Origin of the sequence: Nesterenkonia marinintestina (genome assembly GCF_025420485.1) — a bacterium.
Taxonomy (GTDB): domain Bacteria; phylum Actinomycetota; class Actinomycetes; order Actinomycetales; family Micrococcaceae; genus Nesterenkonia; species Nesterenkonia marinintestina.
Genome location: NZ_JAOEFD010000006.1, coordinates 149,352 through 163,674, shown reverse-complemented (window position 1 = coordinate 163,674; position 14,323 = coordinate 149,352). Strand labels below are relative to the sequence as shown.

At 70.1% G+C, this 14,323-nt stretch carries 16 protein-coding genes and 1 tRNA gene; 7 read left to right on the top strand and 10 right to left on the bottom strand.

Annotated features, from left to right (window positions below; translation table 11 throughout):
* The first annotated feature begins 154 nt into the window (after nt 1–154).
* Nucleotides 155–1,903 carry a putative PEP-binding protein gene (locus N7E59_RS06895; RefSeq protein ID WP_261624182.1) on the top strand — a complete coding sequence of 583 codons (1,749 nt, stop codon included), beginning with the start codon at nt 155–157 and terminating at the stop codon, nt 1,901–1,903.
* Nucleotides 1,904–2,021: 118 nt separating this feature from the next.
* A complete protein-coding gene (locus N7E59_RS06890) occupies nt 2,022–2,294 on the top strand; it encodes an HPr family phosphocarrier protein (protein WP_261624181.1) in 273 nt (90 codons plus the stop codon).
* Nucleotides 2,295–2,316: 22 nt separating this feature from the next.
* Here N7E59_RS06890 and N7E59_RS06885 read toward each other — a convergent pair whose 3' ends face one another.
* The 3 genes from N7E59_RS06885 to upp form a co-directional block, all read right to left on the bottom strand.
* Complete coding sequence (locus N7E59_RS06885) at nt 2,317–2,826, bottom strand: SixA phosphatase family protein (protein WP_261624180.1); 510 nt, start codon at nt 2,824–2,826, stop codon at nt 2,317–2,319.
* 22 nt (nt 2,827–2,848) lie between these two features.
* Nucleotides 2,849–3,634, bottom strand: a complete 786-nt coding sequence (locus N7E59_RS06880; RefSeq protein WP_261624179.1) for a winged helix-turn-helix domain-containing protein — start codon at nt 3,632–3,634, stop codon at nt 2,849–2,851.
* A gap of 211 nt (nt 3,635–3,845) precedes the next feature.
* Nucleotides 3,846–4,481: a uracil phosphoribosyltransferase gene (upp, locus tag N7E59_RS06875; RefSeq protein ID WP_261624178.1), complete on the bottom strand. Its 636-nt coding sequence runs from the start codon at nt 4,479–4,481 to the stop codon at nt 3,846–3,848.
* A gap of 59 nt (nt 4,482–4,540) precedes the next feature.
* On the opposite strand from upp, the gene tadA reads away from it, so the two are divergent.
* The 4 genes from tadA to N7E59_RS06855 all read left to right on the top strand — a co-directional run bounded on the left by tadA (nt 4,541) and on the right by N7E59_RS06855 (nt 7,293).
* Complete coding sequence (gene tadA / locus N7E59_RS06870; protein WP_261624177.1) at nt 4,541–5,035, top strand: tRNA adenosine(34) deaminase TadA; 495 nt, start codon at nt 4,541–4,543, stop codon at nt 5,033–5,035.
* Between the two features lie 96 nt (nt 5,036–5,131).
* On the top strand, nt 5,132–6,178 hold the full coding sequence (locus tag N7E59_RS06865) for an NAD(P)-dependent alcohol dehydrogenase (RefSeq protein WP_315942997.1): 1,047 nt from the start codon (nt 5,132–5,134) through the stop codon (nt 6,176–6,178).
* A 57-nt stretch (nt 6,179–6,235) separates the two neighbouring features.
* The gene (locus N7E59_RS06860; RefSeq protein ID WP_261624176.1) at nt 6,236–6,766 is read left to right on the top strand and encodes an adenine phosphoribosyltransferase; all 531 of its coding nucleotides are present in this window, start codon (nt 6,236–6,238) and stop codon (nt 6,764–6,766) included.
* Nucleotides 6,763–7,293: a GNAT family N-acetyltransferase gene (locus tag N7E59_RS06855; protein WP_261624175.1), complete on the top strand. Its 531-nt coding sequence runs from the start codon at nt 6,763–6,765 to the stop codon at nt 7,291–7,293. Before N7E59_RS06860 ends, N7E59_RS06855 begins: the two co-directional genes overlap by 4 nt.
* Nucleotides 7,294–7,359: 66 nt before the next feature.
* On the opposite strand, the gene N7E59_RS06850 is transcribed toward N7E59_RS06855, so the two are convergent.
* Nucleotides 7,360–7,450: transfer RNA gene (locus N7E59_RS06850), tRNA-Ser, on the bottom strand.
* Nucleotides 7,451–7,585: 135 nt separating this feature from the next.
* On the opposite strand from N7E59_RS06850, the gene N7E59_RS06845 reads away from it, so the two are divergent.
* Nucleotides 7,586–8,902, top strand: a complete 1,317-nt coding sequence (locus tag N7E59_RS06845; RefSeq protein ID WP_261624174.1) for a dicarboxylate/amino acid:cation symporter — start codon at nt 7,586–7,588, stop codon at nt 8,900–8,902.
* 9 nt (nt 8,903–8,911) lie between these two features.
* On the opposite strand, the gene N7E59_RS06840 is transcribed toward N7E59_RS06845, so the two are convergent.
* The 6 genes from N7E59_RS06840 to N7E59_RS06815 form a co-directional block, all read right to left on the bottom strand.
* Complete coding sequence (locus tag N7E59_RS06840; RefSeq protein WP_261624173.1) at nt 8,912–9,850, bottom strand: cation diffusion facilitator family transporter; 939 nt, start codon at nt 9,848–9,850, stop codon at nt 8,912–8,914.
* Between the two features lie 278 nt (nt 9,851–10,128).
* Nucleotides 10,129–10,413, bottom strand: a complete 285-nt coding sequence (locus N7E59_RS06835; protein WP_261624172.1) for a DUF4333 domain-containing protein — start codon at nt 10,411–10,413, stop codon at nt 10,129–10,131.
* 90 nt (nt 10,414–10,503) lie between these two features.
* Nucleotides 10,504–11,646, bottom strand: coding sequence for a GuaB3 family IMP dehydrogenase-related protein (locus tag N7E59_RS06830; RefSeq protein WP_261624171.1), 1,143 nt, complete (start codon nt 11,644–11,646; stop codon nt 10,504–10,506).
* Nucleotides 11,643–12,413 carry a TenA family protein gene (locus tag N7E59_RS06825; protein WP_261624170.1) on the bottom strand — a complete coding sequence of 257 codons (771 nt, stop codon included), beginning with the start codon at nt 12,411–12,413 and terminating at the stop codon, nt 11,643–11,645. Before N7E59_RS06825 ends, N7E59_RS06830 begins: the two co-directional genes overlap by 4 nt.
* Before the next feature lie 39 nt (nt 12,414–12,452).
* Nucleotides 12,453–13,970 (bottom strand): IMP dehydrogenase, encoded by a 1,518-nt coding sequence (guaB, locus tag N7E59_RS06820; RefSeq protein ID WP_261624169.1) that lies wholly within the window; start codon nt 13,968–13,970, stop codon nt 12,453–12,455.
* Nucleotides 13,971–14,195: 225 nt separating this feature from the next.
* Nucleotides 14,196–14,321, bottom strand: coding sequence for a hypothetical protein (locus tag N7E59_RS06815; RefSeq protein WP_261624168.1), 126 nt, complete (start codon nt 14,319–14,321; stop codon nt 14,196–14,198).
* Between the last annotated feature and the right edge of the window lie 2 nt (nt 14,322–14,323).

Sequence of the window (14,323 nt, the reverse complement as noted above, 5' to 3'; positions counted from 1 at the left end):
GGCCCGCGCGGCGACGCAGGAGTCCGCAACCACCGCATGAGCCCCTCCGCCCGGATGGGATCCGGTGGTAGATTCTGGACACCACCGGCGGGGCCACCGCACCGCCCGGGCGATGCCGCCGCGCCGCACTCGTGCCGAAGAGGAGCCCGCAGATATGAGCACCACCGAGCTGAAGGCCGAGTACTCAGGCGTCGGCGTCTGCCCAGGACGGGTCGTCGGACCGGTCCTGTCGATGCCGGACCCCGTCTCCCCACCCGGTGAGGCACGACGTGACGCCTCCGTCGGCGAGGAGCAGGCCGTCGAAGCGGTCACTCGGGCGACGGCGGCCGTCGCCGCCTCCCTGAAGGCCCGCGCGGCCGAGGCCGAGGGGGACGCCGCCGGCGTCCTCGAGGCCACCGCCATGATGGCCACCGACTCGATGCTGCTGAAGGCGGCTAAGAGGCGGATCGCCGACGGCGCCACCTCGGAGCGCGCCTTCTGGGACGCCGCCGAGGAGGTCACCGGGATGTTCGCCAAGCTCGGCGGAAAGATGGCCGAACGTCAGCGCGACGTCCGCGACGTCCGGGACCGGGTGGTGGCGGAGCTGCGAGGGGTCACTCCCCCGGGCATCCCGCACAGCGACCGACCCTTCGTCCTGCTGGCCGAGGACCTCGCTCCGGCAGACACGGCCACATTGGACCCTGCGAAGGTCGTCGCTCTCGTCACCTCCGAGGGCGGACCGCAGTCCCATACTGCGATCATCGCGCGGTCGCTGAGCCTGCCGGCCGTGGTCGCCGCCCGCGGGGTGTTGGAGGTCCCCGACGGCACCGAGGTCCACGTCGACGGCGGCGCCGGTGCGGTGCACACCCAGGTCACCGAGGAGCTGCGTGCCGAGGTCGAGGCCTTCGCCGCGCGCCGTGCGACGATCCAGGCCTTCGACGGCGACGGCCGGCTTGCGGACGGCACGGCCGTGCCGCTGCGCGCCAACGTGGGCAACGGCGCCGACGCCCGGGCGGCGGCCGAGCAGCTGGCCCAGGGGGTCGGACTGTTCCGCACCGAGTTCCTGTTCTTCGACCGCGACTCCGAACCCGGTCACGACGAGCAGGTCGCCGCCTACCGCGAGGTCTTCGAGGCGTTCTCCGGCCGTGAGGAGCCGGCCGGCGACGCTGAGGAGCAGGCCGGCGGTGAGGGGAGCGCCGCACCGAAGGTCGTGCTGCGCACCCTGGACGCCGGTGCTGACAAGCCGCTGCCCTTCCTCACCGACGCCGAGGAGCCCAACCCCGCCCTGGGGGTGCGCGGCTTCCGCACCGAACGCTCCGTACCCGGTGTGCTGGCCCGGCAGCTGGCCGCCGTCGCTGAGGCCGCCGCCGCGGTCCCCGACGTGGAGGTCTGGGTCATGGCCCCCATGATCGCCACCGCGGACGAGGCCGCCGAGTTTCGCCGCCTGACCGAGGAGGCGGGTCTGGAGACTCCGGGAGTCATGGTCGAGGTGCCGGCGGCCGCACTGTGCGCCGACCGGATCACCGCAGAGGTCGACTTCGTGTCCATCGGGACCAACGACCTCACGCAGTACACGATGGCCTCGGACCGGATGCTGGGCTCACTGGCCGAGCTCAACGACGCCTGGCAGCCCGCGGTGCTCAATCTGGTCGGTGCGACCGGTCAGGGCTCCTCCGGGCCGGTCGGAGTGTGCGGCGAGGCGGCCGGCGACCCTGTGCTCGCTCCGGTGCTCATCGGACTCGGCGTGACATCCTTGTCCATGAGTCCGGCCTCGTTGGCCGATGTGGCCGCCGTGCTGCGCACACTGACCGCCGAGCAGACCCGCGAGCTCGCCGCGGTCGCGACCGCAGCGCGCGGATCGGACGAGGCCCGGGCCGCCGTCGCCGAGCGCATCCCGGCCCTGACCGAGCTCGGGCTCGGCTGATCCGGAGGACCGGCGCGCGGGTGACCGCCGTCGGCTCCGGTCGGAACGTAGAATCACAGCACCACGACACCATCACGACTACATCAGCACGACGGCACCGTCGAGAAGGAGCATCACCATGGCAGAGAGGACCGCGACGATCGGTTCGAAGGCCGGCCTGCACGCACGGCCCGCAGCAGTCTTCGCCGAGGCCGCCGGCCAGCAGCCGGTGGAGGTCAGCATCGCCAAGGCCGACTCCCCGGAGGAGAAGTTCGAGGCCGGAAGCATCCTGGGCCTGATGGGCATCGGCGCCGAGCACGGCGAGAAGGTGGTGCTCACCGCCGAGGGCGACGGCGCGGAGGAGTCCCTCGACAAGCTCGTCGAGATCCTGGAGACCGAGCAGGACGACTGACCCGGACGGGCGGCGTCCCCCCTCAGTCCCAGAAGTCGGTGAGCCGCGCGTCGCGGCCGTCGAGCTCGGCCCACGGGCCGTCGACCTCGAACCGGGCCAGCCCGGAGGTCGGGAACGAGCCTGCCATCCGCAGGACCGGGTCCTCCTCCGACTCCGGTGCCGCCAGACGCATCGACAACTCCTGGACACCCGGCATGTGGGCGACCACCAGCAGCGTGCGCACCGTCTCCGGAGTCTCATTGATCACCGCGAGCATGGTCGCGGGATCGGCCAGGTAGAGCCGCGGGTCGAGGTAGGGGGTCGAGGCATCCTCCCCCAGTTCGTGACAGACCCACACGGCGGTCTGTCGGGTGCGCATGGCATCCGAGCAGATGATGTGGTCGGCATGGAAGCCCTCGTCGGCGAGCCTGCGACCGACCGTCCGGGCCTGGTCGGCCCCGCGGTCGGTCAGGGTGCGGGCGGCATCGTCGCCGTCGAAGGCGTGGCCGGCCTTCGCGTGGCGCAGGATCAGCAGCTGAGCGGGCGCAGTCATGCCTCCAGGCTACCGAGCGGATTCAGATGCTGTACTCGGGTGCGGCCCAGACGACGACCTCGGGGTGCTCGTAGAAGCGGTATCCCTGCCCTCGTACGGTGCGCACGGTGTTGGCCAGGCGTCCCAGCTTGGAGCGCAGGCGCCGGATGTGCACGTCGATGGTCCGCTCGTTGGGCATCTGGTCGGGGTCGGTGCTGCGCCACAGCGTGTGCAGCAGCTCCTCCCGGCCGACGGTGCGCGTACCGTTCTCGACCAGGAAGTTCAGCAGCTCGAACTCCTTAAAGGTGAGGTTCAGGGCCTCGCCGTCGAGCTTGACCTCCCGACGCGAGAGGTCGATGAGCACACCGACGTTGCTCGGCGTCTGCGGAGCGGCCACGGCGACCGGTTCGCCCACGCGGTGTGTGACCGTCGGATCTCCGAGCGCCTGGCGGACGACGTCGAGATCGCTGCCCTCGGCGGCCGCCGAGGCCATGGCCATCGCGATGTGGACCTGGGAGTCGGCGGACAGGGTCTCCACGTAGTCGCGCAGTTCGGAGGCGATCTTGTGCAGCGAGGTGCCGGCGGCCGAGGCCGAGTCCTCGTCGAGGCCGACGTAGACCACGAAGCCGCGCGCGACGACGTCCGACTGGACCATCTGGGGCCCTCCTCCGTTGTGGGCCATCACAGGAACCGGGGCGTCCGATCCACGGCGGCGGCCGCGGTCGGGCCCGCTGCGGACCCGGCGGGCGAGCTCAGCTCGGCGCGCGGCGTTGCGCACTGAGATGTGCACGTACCCGGGGCTGTTGACCTGTTCCTGGTGAGCGGACATATCACTCGGTTCTGTTCGACAGACGGCGTTCGTCCGGGACCTCCGCGGACGGGCGTCCCAGCACTGTGCCTCCCAGAGTCGCCGTCACATTCCAGATACGCAAGTAATATTGGAGCATCTGTCCCACATCCTGAGACGAACCCCGTGTTTGTGACGAGAGGCACACGCCGAGGCGCAGTCGGAGCGGCTCACCGCGCACTGAGGCGACGGGTCACTCCGTGAGGCCGTAGAGCCTGTCTCCGGCGTCGCCGAGCCCGGGGACGATGTAGGCGTTTTCGTCCAGACCCTCGTCGATCGCACCCAGGAAGAGTTCGACGTCGATGTCGCCGACCTCCCGCTCCAGCCGCTCGATGCCCTCCGGGGCGGCCAGCAGGCAGATGCAGCTCACCCGCGCGGCGTTGCGCTGGGTGAGGAATCGGATGGACTCGGCCAGGGTGCCGCCGGTGGCGAGCATGGGGTCGAGCACGAAGACGTGGCGTCCGGTGAGGTCGTCGGGCAGACGCTCGGCGTAGGTGATGATGTCGAGGGTCTCTTCGTTACGGGCCATCCCCAGGAACCCGACCTCGGCGGTGGGGATCATCGCGGTCATCCCCTCGAGCATGCCCAGTCCGGCCCGCAGGATGGGCACCACCAGCGGCGTGGGACCGGCCAGCTGTGTGCCCTGGGCCTCGGTCATCGGGGTGGTGATGGTGACCGGTTCGGTGGCGATGGTCGCGCTGGCCTCATAGGAGAGCAGGGTCACCAGCTCACCGGTCAGCTGCCGGAAGTGGTTGGAGCTCGTCTCCGCCCGGCGCATCTGGGTGAGCTTGTGGGCGATCAGCGGGTGTTCGACGACCTGTACGCGCATGGGACCAAAGTATCAGCACGGACACGCCGTCCCGTCCGGGAGGGATACCCTGGGCCTCGATGGACAGCTCCTCGCCCCGCCCCTGGGATCCCCGCGACCACGACGCACAGCGTCGCCTCCTGTCGCAGTGTCTGGAGCTGGCCGCGCAGGCCGCCGAGGCCGGCGACGTCCCCGTGGGAGCCGTCGTCGTGGACCCGGAGGGCACGGTGATCGGCGAGGGCTTCAACACGCGTGAGGCGCAGAACGATCCCGCCGGACATGCCGAGATCGTCGCCCTGCGGGAGGCCGCTCGGCGGACCGGGTCCTGGCGCCTGCTCGACTGCACCCTGGCGGTGACGTTGGAGCCGTGCCCGATGTGTGCCGGCGCGATCGTCCAGACCCGGGTGCGCACCGTGGTCTTCGGCGCCTGGGACGAGAAGGCCGGAGCGGCGGGATCGGTCTTCGACGTGCTGCGCGAACCACGGCTGAACCACTGGGTCGAGGTGCATCCCGGCGTGCTCGCGGATCGGTGCGCCGTGCAGCTCGGCGACTACTTCGCCGCCAGGCGCAGCTGAGCGCCCCGCCCCCGTCCTCCCCGCGTTCATCTGCACGTGAGAGCCTGATGACGGACCGATGCCGTTCCCATCTCTCACTCTCACGAGGAGGCCACCATGATGAAGGCTCTGCAGTACGTCGAAGTCGGCGGCGCGCCGGAGGTTCGCGAAGTGCCCGTCCCGGATCCCGGTCCCGGAGAGGTGCGTCTCCGGGTGACCGCCGCGGGTGCCTGTCACTCCGACTCCTTCGTCATGGGGCTCACGGAGGAGCAGTACGGGCAGTTCGGCTACCCGCTGCCGATGACGCTCGGGCACGAGGGCGTGGGGGTCGTCGACGCCCTCGGTGCCGGAGTCACGACGGTGACGGAGGGCGATGCGGTCGCCGTATACGGGCCGCAGGGCTGCGGACGGTGCTACTCCTGCACCTTGGGCCGTGAGAACTACTGCCCGCATGCGGCCGCACTGGGCATCACCCCGCCCGGGCTCGGGTCCGACGGCGCCATGGCCGAGTACATGGTCGTCCGTGACCCGAGGGTCCTGGTGCCGCTGGGAGACCTCGATCCGGTCGCCGCCGTCGGGCTCACCGACGCGGGACTGACGCCGTACCACGCGATCCGCGGCTCGCTGGATCGCCTCGGGCCGGGAAGCGTGACGGTGGTCATCGGCGTCGGCGGTCTCGGACATGTCGCCCTGCAGATGCTCCGCGCCCTGTCGTCGACGACGGTCGTCGCCCTGGACATCTCGGATGAGAAGCTCGAGTTCGCCCGGTCGAGCGGGGCCCACCACGCATTCCGATCCGACTCCGACGCCCCGGCGCTCGTGGCGGAGATCGCGGGGTCGCGACCGGTGGCCGCGATCTTCGACTTCGTCTCCAGCCAGCCGGTGGCGGACATGGCCTGGTCCATGGCCGGCTTCGAGACCGATGTGGTCCTGGTCGGCGCGGGCGCGGTCAGGTCCAGACTCGGGCTGCTCGGCCAACCCTGGGGGTCCCGTGCCCGCGCACCGTACTGGGGCACCCGACCCGAGCTCATGGAGGTCCTCGAGCTGGCCCGCACCGGGCAGGTGCACGTGGACACCACGGTGTTCAGCCTCGAGGACGGGCCGGAGGCGTACCGGCGCCTGCATGACGGTGAGCTCCGCGGCCGCGCCGTCATCGTGCCCTGACCTGCACCGGAGCCTGGTCGACGCGTCTGCCGTCGGGGCCCTTGTTAGAGTGAGCGCGTGCTCTCCGACGACCTGAACCGCGCCGAAGCCCAGATCGCCCGGTACCCCGACCACCCCGAACCGGGGGTGCTATTCCGTGACATCAGCCCGCTGCTGGCCGACGGCACCTCTCTGCGGGCCGTCACCGACGCGATGTACCAGCCGTTCGCCGGCGAATTCGACATCGTCGCCGGCGTGGAGGCCCGCGGTTTCCTCCTGGCCGGGACCATCGCCGCCCTTGCGGGCACCGGCGTGCTTCCGATCCGCAAGGCGGGCAAACTCCCGGAACCGGCCGCGTCGATCGAATACACCCTGGAGTACGGCTCAGCCCGCATCGAGGCGCCCGGGGTGCTGTACCCCGGAACCCGAGTCCTGGTGGTCGATGACGTCCTGGCCACCGGCGGGACGTTGACGGCGTCCCAGCGCCTGGTCCGAGAGCTCGGCGGTGAGCTGGTCGGCGCCACGGTGGTCCTCGAGCTCGAAGGACTGGGCGGCCGCGACGCGGTCGGCGACCACGTCCACTCCGTCTTCACCGCGGCGACGGCATGACCCGTCCCCCGGACGGCCGGATCCGTCCGGCGCAGCTCACCGATCACCCGGCGGTCTGCGCCGCGGAGCAGGCCGCGGGGAAGCTGTTCCTGGACTATGACCTCGTGCGCATCGCCGAGGACGAGCCGGTCGATGCGGCCTCGTTCCGCGCCCATGTGGAGGCCGGGTCGGCCTACGTGTGGGAGGTCGACGACGTCGTGGTGGGCTACCTGCTGCTGCGGACCGTCGACGACAGCGCCCACATCGAACAGGTCACCGTGCACCCGCAGTCCGCCCGACGCCGGATCGGCGCCGCACTCGTGGACTTCGCCGAGACGTGGGCCCGCCGACGGGGGCTGGCGGCGCTGACGCTGACCACGTTCACCGAGATCCCCTGGAACGGCCCCTACTACCGTCGGCTGGGGTTCACCGAGGTGGCTGCCGCGGACCAGGGGCCGGAGCTGGCCGCACAGGTCGAGCATGAGGCCTCGCTGGGGCTCACCGTCCGGCCCCGCGCAGCCATGCGCCGAGAGCTCGGGCTGCGCTGAACGCCCGTCAGCCATGAAGTCGGCCCCCGCCCGACCTGTTCATGCAGGTCGGACAGGGGCCTCAGCTGGCGGTGACGGTGGGATTTGAACCCACGGTACGGGGTTACCGTACACGACATTTCGAGTGTCGCACCTTCGGCCGCTCGGACACGTCACCTCAGACCAGACGATGTTACCGGAGGCGCGGTTTCGGCTCCAAACCGAGGCTCTCGGACCCCGAACCTGGGCGGAGGGAGGTGCGGTGGGGTAGATTCTCTCCATTACTCGCAGGCATCGACATCGGAGGGGAACCATGTCCGAGCCGCACACCGATCAGGAGCGCGCCGCCGACCACGGGGAGAGGACGAGACGTTCACCCTGGAGGTGGTACCTCGACGTCCCGCTGATCTGGAAGCTGGGCGTGGCACTGGTGGCCGGCGTCGTCGTCGGCCTGATCGTGGGTCCGCCGATCACGGTCATCGAACCGTTGGGGGAGATCTTCCTCCGCCTGCTGATGATGCTGGTGATGCCGCTGATCCTGCTGACGCTGATCTCCGGAGTCGCCTCCGTCTCCCCGAAGACGCTGGGCCGGGTCGGGGGCAAGATCTTCGGCTTCTACATCATCACCACGGCCTTCGCCATCTCTCTGGGCATCGGTCTCGCGCTGCTCATCTCCCCCGGTGCGGGCCTCTCCCTCACCGGTGACGAGGAGGCCGAGTCCGAGGAGGCGCCCGGCATCGCCGAGGTCTTCACCGACATCATCCCGGACAACATCTTCGCCGCACTGTCCGAGGGACAGATCCTGTCGGTGATGTTCTTCGCCATCATCGCCGGCATCGCGCTGGCCTACATGCAGGACAGCGACGACGACCGGCTCACCGAACTGGCCTCACTGATACGCCGCATCACCGACGGCGGCCTGGAGATCGTCTTCCTCCTCATACGCGGAGTCCTGCAGTACTCGCCGATCGGCGTGTTCGCCCTCATCGCCGTCGCCGTCGGGGAGACCGGCGCCGACGCACTGCTCCCGCTGGCCACGCTCACCGGAGTGATGTACGGCGGGATCCTCCTGCAGATCGCCGTGTACACGGTGATCCTGCTGCTGTTCCGCGCCCACATCGGCCGATTCTTCAAGGCCGCCAAGGAGCCGATGCTCACCGCATTCGTGACCCGTTCGTCCGGCGGCACGCTGCCGGTGACCACGCGGGCCGCCCAGCAGCTGGGGATCCGCAAGGGCGTCTACTCGTTCACCCTGCCGTTCGGCGCGACGGTCAACATGGACGGCACCGCCATCTACGTGGGCGCAGCCACCGTATTCGTCGCCAACGTCACCGGCACCGATCTCACCGTGATGCAGATCGTGACCATCGCCCTGGTCGGGGTGCTCGCCTCCGTCGGCACCGCAGGGGTGCCGGGCGCCGGCCTGATCATGCTGACGATGACGGTCACCTCCGCGGGGCTGCCGATGGCTCCGGTCGCCCTGGTCGCAGGGATCGACGCCATCCTCGACATGGGACGCACCATGTGCAACGTGACGGGCGACCTGGTCGGCACCCGGGTCGTGGCACAGACTGAGGAAGGCATGCTGGTCGACGGCACGACCTTCGACGAACCCGACGACCTGCCCTAGGGCCGACGATCAGGTGCCGACGGCCGCGCTGCGCTCCCGCGGAGTAGTCGTGAACGCGACGGTGATCCAGTGGTTCGGGTCGTCGTCGGACAGGCGTCGGCGGACGTCGGCACGGATGCGGTCCCAGTGCTCCAACGGTCGGGCCGGGCCGCCCGGCGCCGCGTGGAAGATCATCTCGACCTGTCGGGCCCGCCCCACCTGGGCGACATACACCCGGTGGTCGACGAACCCCTCCGCCTCGGCGACCTCCGCCGCCAGGTCCTCGGCCTCGGCCCGCAGCTCCGGCGGCGTGACCAGGGCCATCTCGGCGACGGCACGCCGAAGCACCGGAAGCGGCACCGGGATGAGCACCCCGGCGACCACCAGCAGCACTACAGGATCCACATAGGGCATCAGGTGCTCGGCGCCGGTGCCCTCGAGCAGCATGCCGATGAGGAAGGCGACGAGAAGGGCTCCGGTCACGCCGCCGGCCATCAGCCACCCCTTGACGTCCATGGCGACGAGGGCTGAGTCCAGGCGGCGGTTCGCCCGGTGCTCCGCATATCCGACGGCGGCGGTCAGCACCAGCACGATCGCCGCATAACCCACCGCGGGACCGAACTCGATCTCCCGACCTCCGGAGAGCAGGGCCGCCACGGCCTCGGCCATCGCGTAGACGGCCACGGAGATCATCAGCACGGCGTTGACCATGAGCAGCAGGGGCTCGAAGTGCCAGAAGCCCATGGTGAAGCGCCGGCGCGTGCGCTCTGAGAGTCGGTTCGTCGTCGAGCGGGCGATGAGCCCGGCCAAGGTGATGGCGAGGATCGACATGACCGCGTCGAGCAGCGAGAAGACGCCGTCGAAGATGATCGCCGCGGATCCGGAGAGCACGCCGAAGGTGATCCCCAGCGCCGAGAGGATCAGCACGGCGACCAGAGAGACCTTCAGCGCCTGCTGTTCGGTGCGCACCAGCACTCCTGAGACGTCGGGGGCGTCGCTCGTCAGGACACGGGCGACGGGGACCCCGGCACTCTACCAGCGGTGTCGCGGCCCGACGCGAGCGCGATCAGTGCGGGTGCTGGTCTCCGGATCCGTCCTGGCGCCCGCGGCTTCGGCCGGACATACGGATCACCCTGCGTGCCAGGCGGACGAGTCGGCGGATGAGAAATGCGTACTGCATGCCCCCATCGTAGGGCATCCGCGCCTCACCGCAGGTCAGAGACTTCTGCGCCGCCGGCGCGCCGCAGTCAGTCCTGCGGCTCGAAGGTCATGTAGACCTCGTCGTCGTCGACCGAATCGGCGGTCACCAGCACGTCGATCTCCTCACCGTCCACCGTGACGGTGCAGTCGGTGGTCTCGCCCTCCTCCGCGGCCAGTCCGCCGTCGCAGGAGGCGTCCGAGACCTCGACTCCGTAGGTGCTCTCCATCTCCGTGGTCATCGTGTCCTCGATGTCCGATGCCGGCACTTCCCCGCCGCAGCCCACCAGCAGCAGCGTAGCGGCGGCCAGCGGCGCGATGCGTGTCAGGCGCATAGATCGTCCTCCCCCTGGAACGGCGTTCGATGGGCCTCATCCTAATGCCCGACGGCTCGGAACGGGTATGAGTCCGGCCGCCGTGGGGTCTCAGCGCGAGGGGATGCCCGAGGGCGAGACGACGACGTCGACCCGCTGGAACGACTTCAGGTCCGAGTAACCTGTCGCCGCCATGGCGCGGCGCAGACCGCCCATCAGGTTCGAGGAGCCGTCGGTGCGCCGACTGGGTCCCCACAGCACCGATTCGAGGGGACCGACTGTGCCGACGGGGGTCCGGTGGCCGCGCGGAAAATCCGGGTGCACGGCCTCGAGTCCCCAGTGCCGACCGCGTCCCGGCGCCTCCTCGGCGCGGGCCAATGTCGTACCCAGCATCACGGCGTCGGCTCCCATGGCGAGCGCCTTGACGATGTCTCCCGAGGTGCCCAGTCCGCCGTCGGCGATGACGTGCACGTACCGACCGCCGGACTCGTCGAGGTAGTCGCGGCGTGCCGCGGCGATGTCGCTGATCGCGGTGGCCATCGGGACCCTGATGCCCATCGAGCGGCTCGTGGTGGTCGCGGACCCTCCGCCGAATCCGACCAGCACTCCGGCCGCACCGGTGCGCATCAGGTGCAGCGCCGGGGTGTACCCGGCCGCACCGCCGACGATCACCGGCACGTCGAGCTCGTAGATGAACTCCTTGAGGTTCAGCGGGTCGCCCTCCTGGGCCACATGCTCGGCAGAGACGGTGCTGCCGCGGATGACGAACATGTCGACCCCGGCCTCGACCACGGTCCGGTAGAACTCCTGGGTCCGCTGCGGAGTCAGCGACCCGGAGACGACGACGCCGGCCTCACGGATCTCGGCGAGCCGGCGGGAGATCAGCTCGGCGCGGATGGGCTCGGCGTACAGCTCCTGGAGCCGACGGGTGTTCGCCGGGGAGATCTGCTCGTCGGCCAGCGCCGCGATCTCCTCGAACACCGGTTCGGGGTCCTCGTACCTGGTCCACAGGCCTTCGAGGTTGAGCACCCCGAGTCCTCCCATACGGCCCAGCGCGATGGCCGTCTGCGGAGACATCACCGAGTCCATCGGGGCCCCGATCACCGGCGCTCCGAAGGTGTAGGCATCGATCTGCCAGTCCAGGCTGACGTCCTGCGGGGATCGGGTCCGTCGGTTGGGCACGATGTTGACGTCGTCCAGGGCCCAGGCCCGACGTCCGTTCTTGGCCAGACCGATCGGGATCTCGTTGGTCACCTGTGCTGCTCCTCTCGGCCGCGCGGGCCGCGGCTCCAGTCCTCCATGGCGTGTGCGGCGGCCCAGAAGTGCCCCTCGTAGGCGCAGCCGCGTTCGAACGCGGCCAGCATCCGACTGCGGAGCGACTCGTCGGCCGCCTCGTAGAGCTCGTCGAAGATGCCGATCGCCTCTTCGACGGCGCGGTCGAACTCCGGGTCCGCGTAGACCTCCACCCACGTCCGGTACGGGTGGTCCTCCATGCCGTCCCCGATGGTGGCCACCAGGTGCCGTCCGACCTCCGCGTAGACCCAGAAGCAGGGCAGCACCGCGGCGACGGCGACCTCGTAGTCGTCCACCGCGGCCTCCGCGATGAGCCACGAGGTGTAGCCGAGGGTGGTGGGCGAGGGGGACGGCTCACCGTCCACGGTCATCGTCCGGGCGAGGGAGGAGAACTCCTCGGAGCTCATCAGCTGGGACTGCATGGTCTGCTCCTCGGCGATCGTGTCCGAGGTCGCCCGGGCCCAGAACCGCAGCTGCCCGGCGGTCCGGGCGCGGGCGGCCAACAGCGTCATCGCCCGTCCGTAGCCGGCCAGATAGGCCGAGTCCTGCAGGATGTAGTGGACGAAGGCCTCGCTCGACAGCGTCCCTGCGGCGAGCTCGTGCAGGAACGGCAGCGCGGCGATCTCCTCCAGGGCCTGCTCTGCGTGCCGCCACGCGGTGAGGCCGTGGGCTCCGGCGCGCAGGGCCGGGTCTCTCACGTACTGCGGTGTGGGGGGTGAAGTGGCCATGGTGCGTCGTATGCCTTCCGTCGGGGGCGCGGGATCGGCTCAGCGGCGGTAGTTCGGGGCTTCGACGGTCATCATGATGTCGTGCGGGTGGGACTCCTTGAGCCCGGCGGAGGTGATGCGGACGAACCGCCCCTTCTCCTTGAGGTCGGAGACCGTGTGCGCACCGACGTAGAACATGGTCTGGCGCAGACCGCCGACCAGCTGGTGCAGCACCGCGCCCAGCGGTCCGCGGTAGGGCACCTGCCCCTCGATGCCCTCGGGGATGAGCTTCTCGTCGTCGGGGACGTCGGCCTGGAAGTAGCGGTCCTTCGAGTAGGAGGTGTTCTTCCCGCGGGTCTGCATCGCGCCCAGGGACCCCATCCCCCGGTATGCCTTGAACTGCTTGCCGTTGTAGAACACCAGGTCGCCCGGGGACTCGGCCGCGCCGGCGAGCAGGGAGCCGAGCATCACCGAGTCCGCTCCGGCCACCAGTGCCTTGCCGATCTCCCCGGAGTGCTGCAGTCCGCCGTCGGCGATGAGCGGCACGCCGGCGGGGATCGCCGCCTTCGAGGATTCGTAGATGGCGGTGATCTGGGGGACTCCCACCCCGGCGACCACACGGGTCGTGCAGATGGATCCCGGTCCGACCCCCACCTTGATCGCGTCGGCTCCGGCGTCGACCAGAGCCTGCGCCCCTTCGCGGGTGGCGGCCTGTCCCCCGATGACGTCCACGTCGGCGGCGTGCGGCTCGGCCTTGAGCTTGGCGATCATGTCCAGCACGCCCCGGGTGTGCCCGTTGGCGGTGTCCACCACCAGGGCGTCGGCGCCGGCGTCGATGAGCGTCATCGCCCGCTCGAAGCCCTCACCGAAGAAGCCGACGGCGGCGCCGACCCGCAGCCGGCCCTCGTCGTCCTTGGTGGCGTCGGGGTACTGGTCCGCCTTGTCGAAGTCCTTGATCGTGATCAGACCGGTGAGCCGGCCCTCGTCGTCGACCAGGGGGAGCTTCTCCACCCGGTGCTCGGAGAACAGCCGGATGACCTCCTCGCGGGAGATGCCGACCTTCGCGGTGATCAGCGGCTGGGGGGTCATCTTCTCGTAGACCCGGGTGGTCAGGAAGTCCTCGTAGGGGACGAAGCGGATGTCCCGGTTGGTGATGATGCCCAGCAGCCGTCGGTCCTCGTCGACCACCGGCAGGCCGGAGACCCGATAGTGGGCGCAGATGTCGTCGAGGTCCTTCAGGGTGGCGTCCGGGGTGATGGTCACCGGGTCCGAGATCATCCCCGACTCGGAGCGCTTGACCTTGTCCACGTGGCGGGCCTGCTCGTCGATGGAGAGGTTGCGGTGCAGGATCCCGATCCCGCCCTGCCGGGCCATGGCGATGGCCATGGGGGCCTCGGTCACGGTGTCCATCGCGGCCGAGGCGACCGGGGCGTTGATCGTGATGCGCCGGGTCAGCCGTGTGGAGGTGTCGGCGTCGGAGGGGATGACGTCGGTGGCGCCGGGCAGCAGGAGCACATCGTCATAGGTGAGGCCGAAGAACCCGAAGGGGTCGTGGTGGTCTGCGGGGGCATCGGTCACAGCAGCGGCCTTTCGGTGGTGCGTCTGATCTCGGCGGATCTGCGGGCGGCCCGACCGGAGGCCCGGCCGGAGACCAGTCTACTGGCCCGGCGCGCGCCCCCGCTCGCGAGGCGTCCGCCCTGGGCTGAACGAACTCTTAGCACTCTGCTTGACCGAGTGCTAAGGCGGTCATAAAGTGAGGACCGACGCCCGAAGTCACCGGGCGTGCCTGCGGCTCCGGGCCCGTCAGCCCAGGGCCGTGAGCCTGACGGAGAGCCATCCGGCACCGCGACGACGGTTGGCCATCCCGAGGCGCACGGCATCAGTCGCCCGAGCCAGGCGTCGGACTCCGACGTCGTCGGGCCTGTGCATCG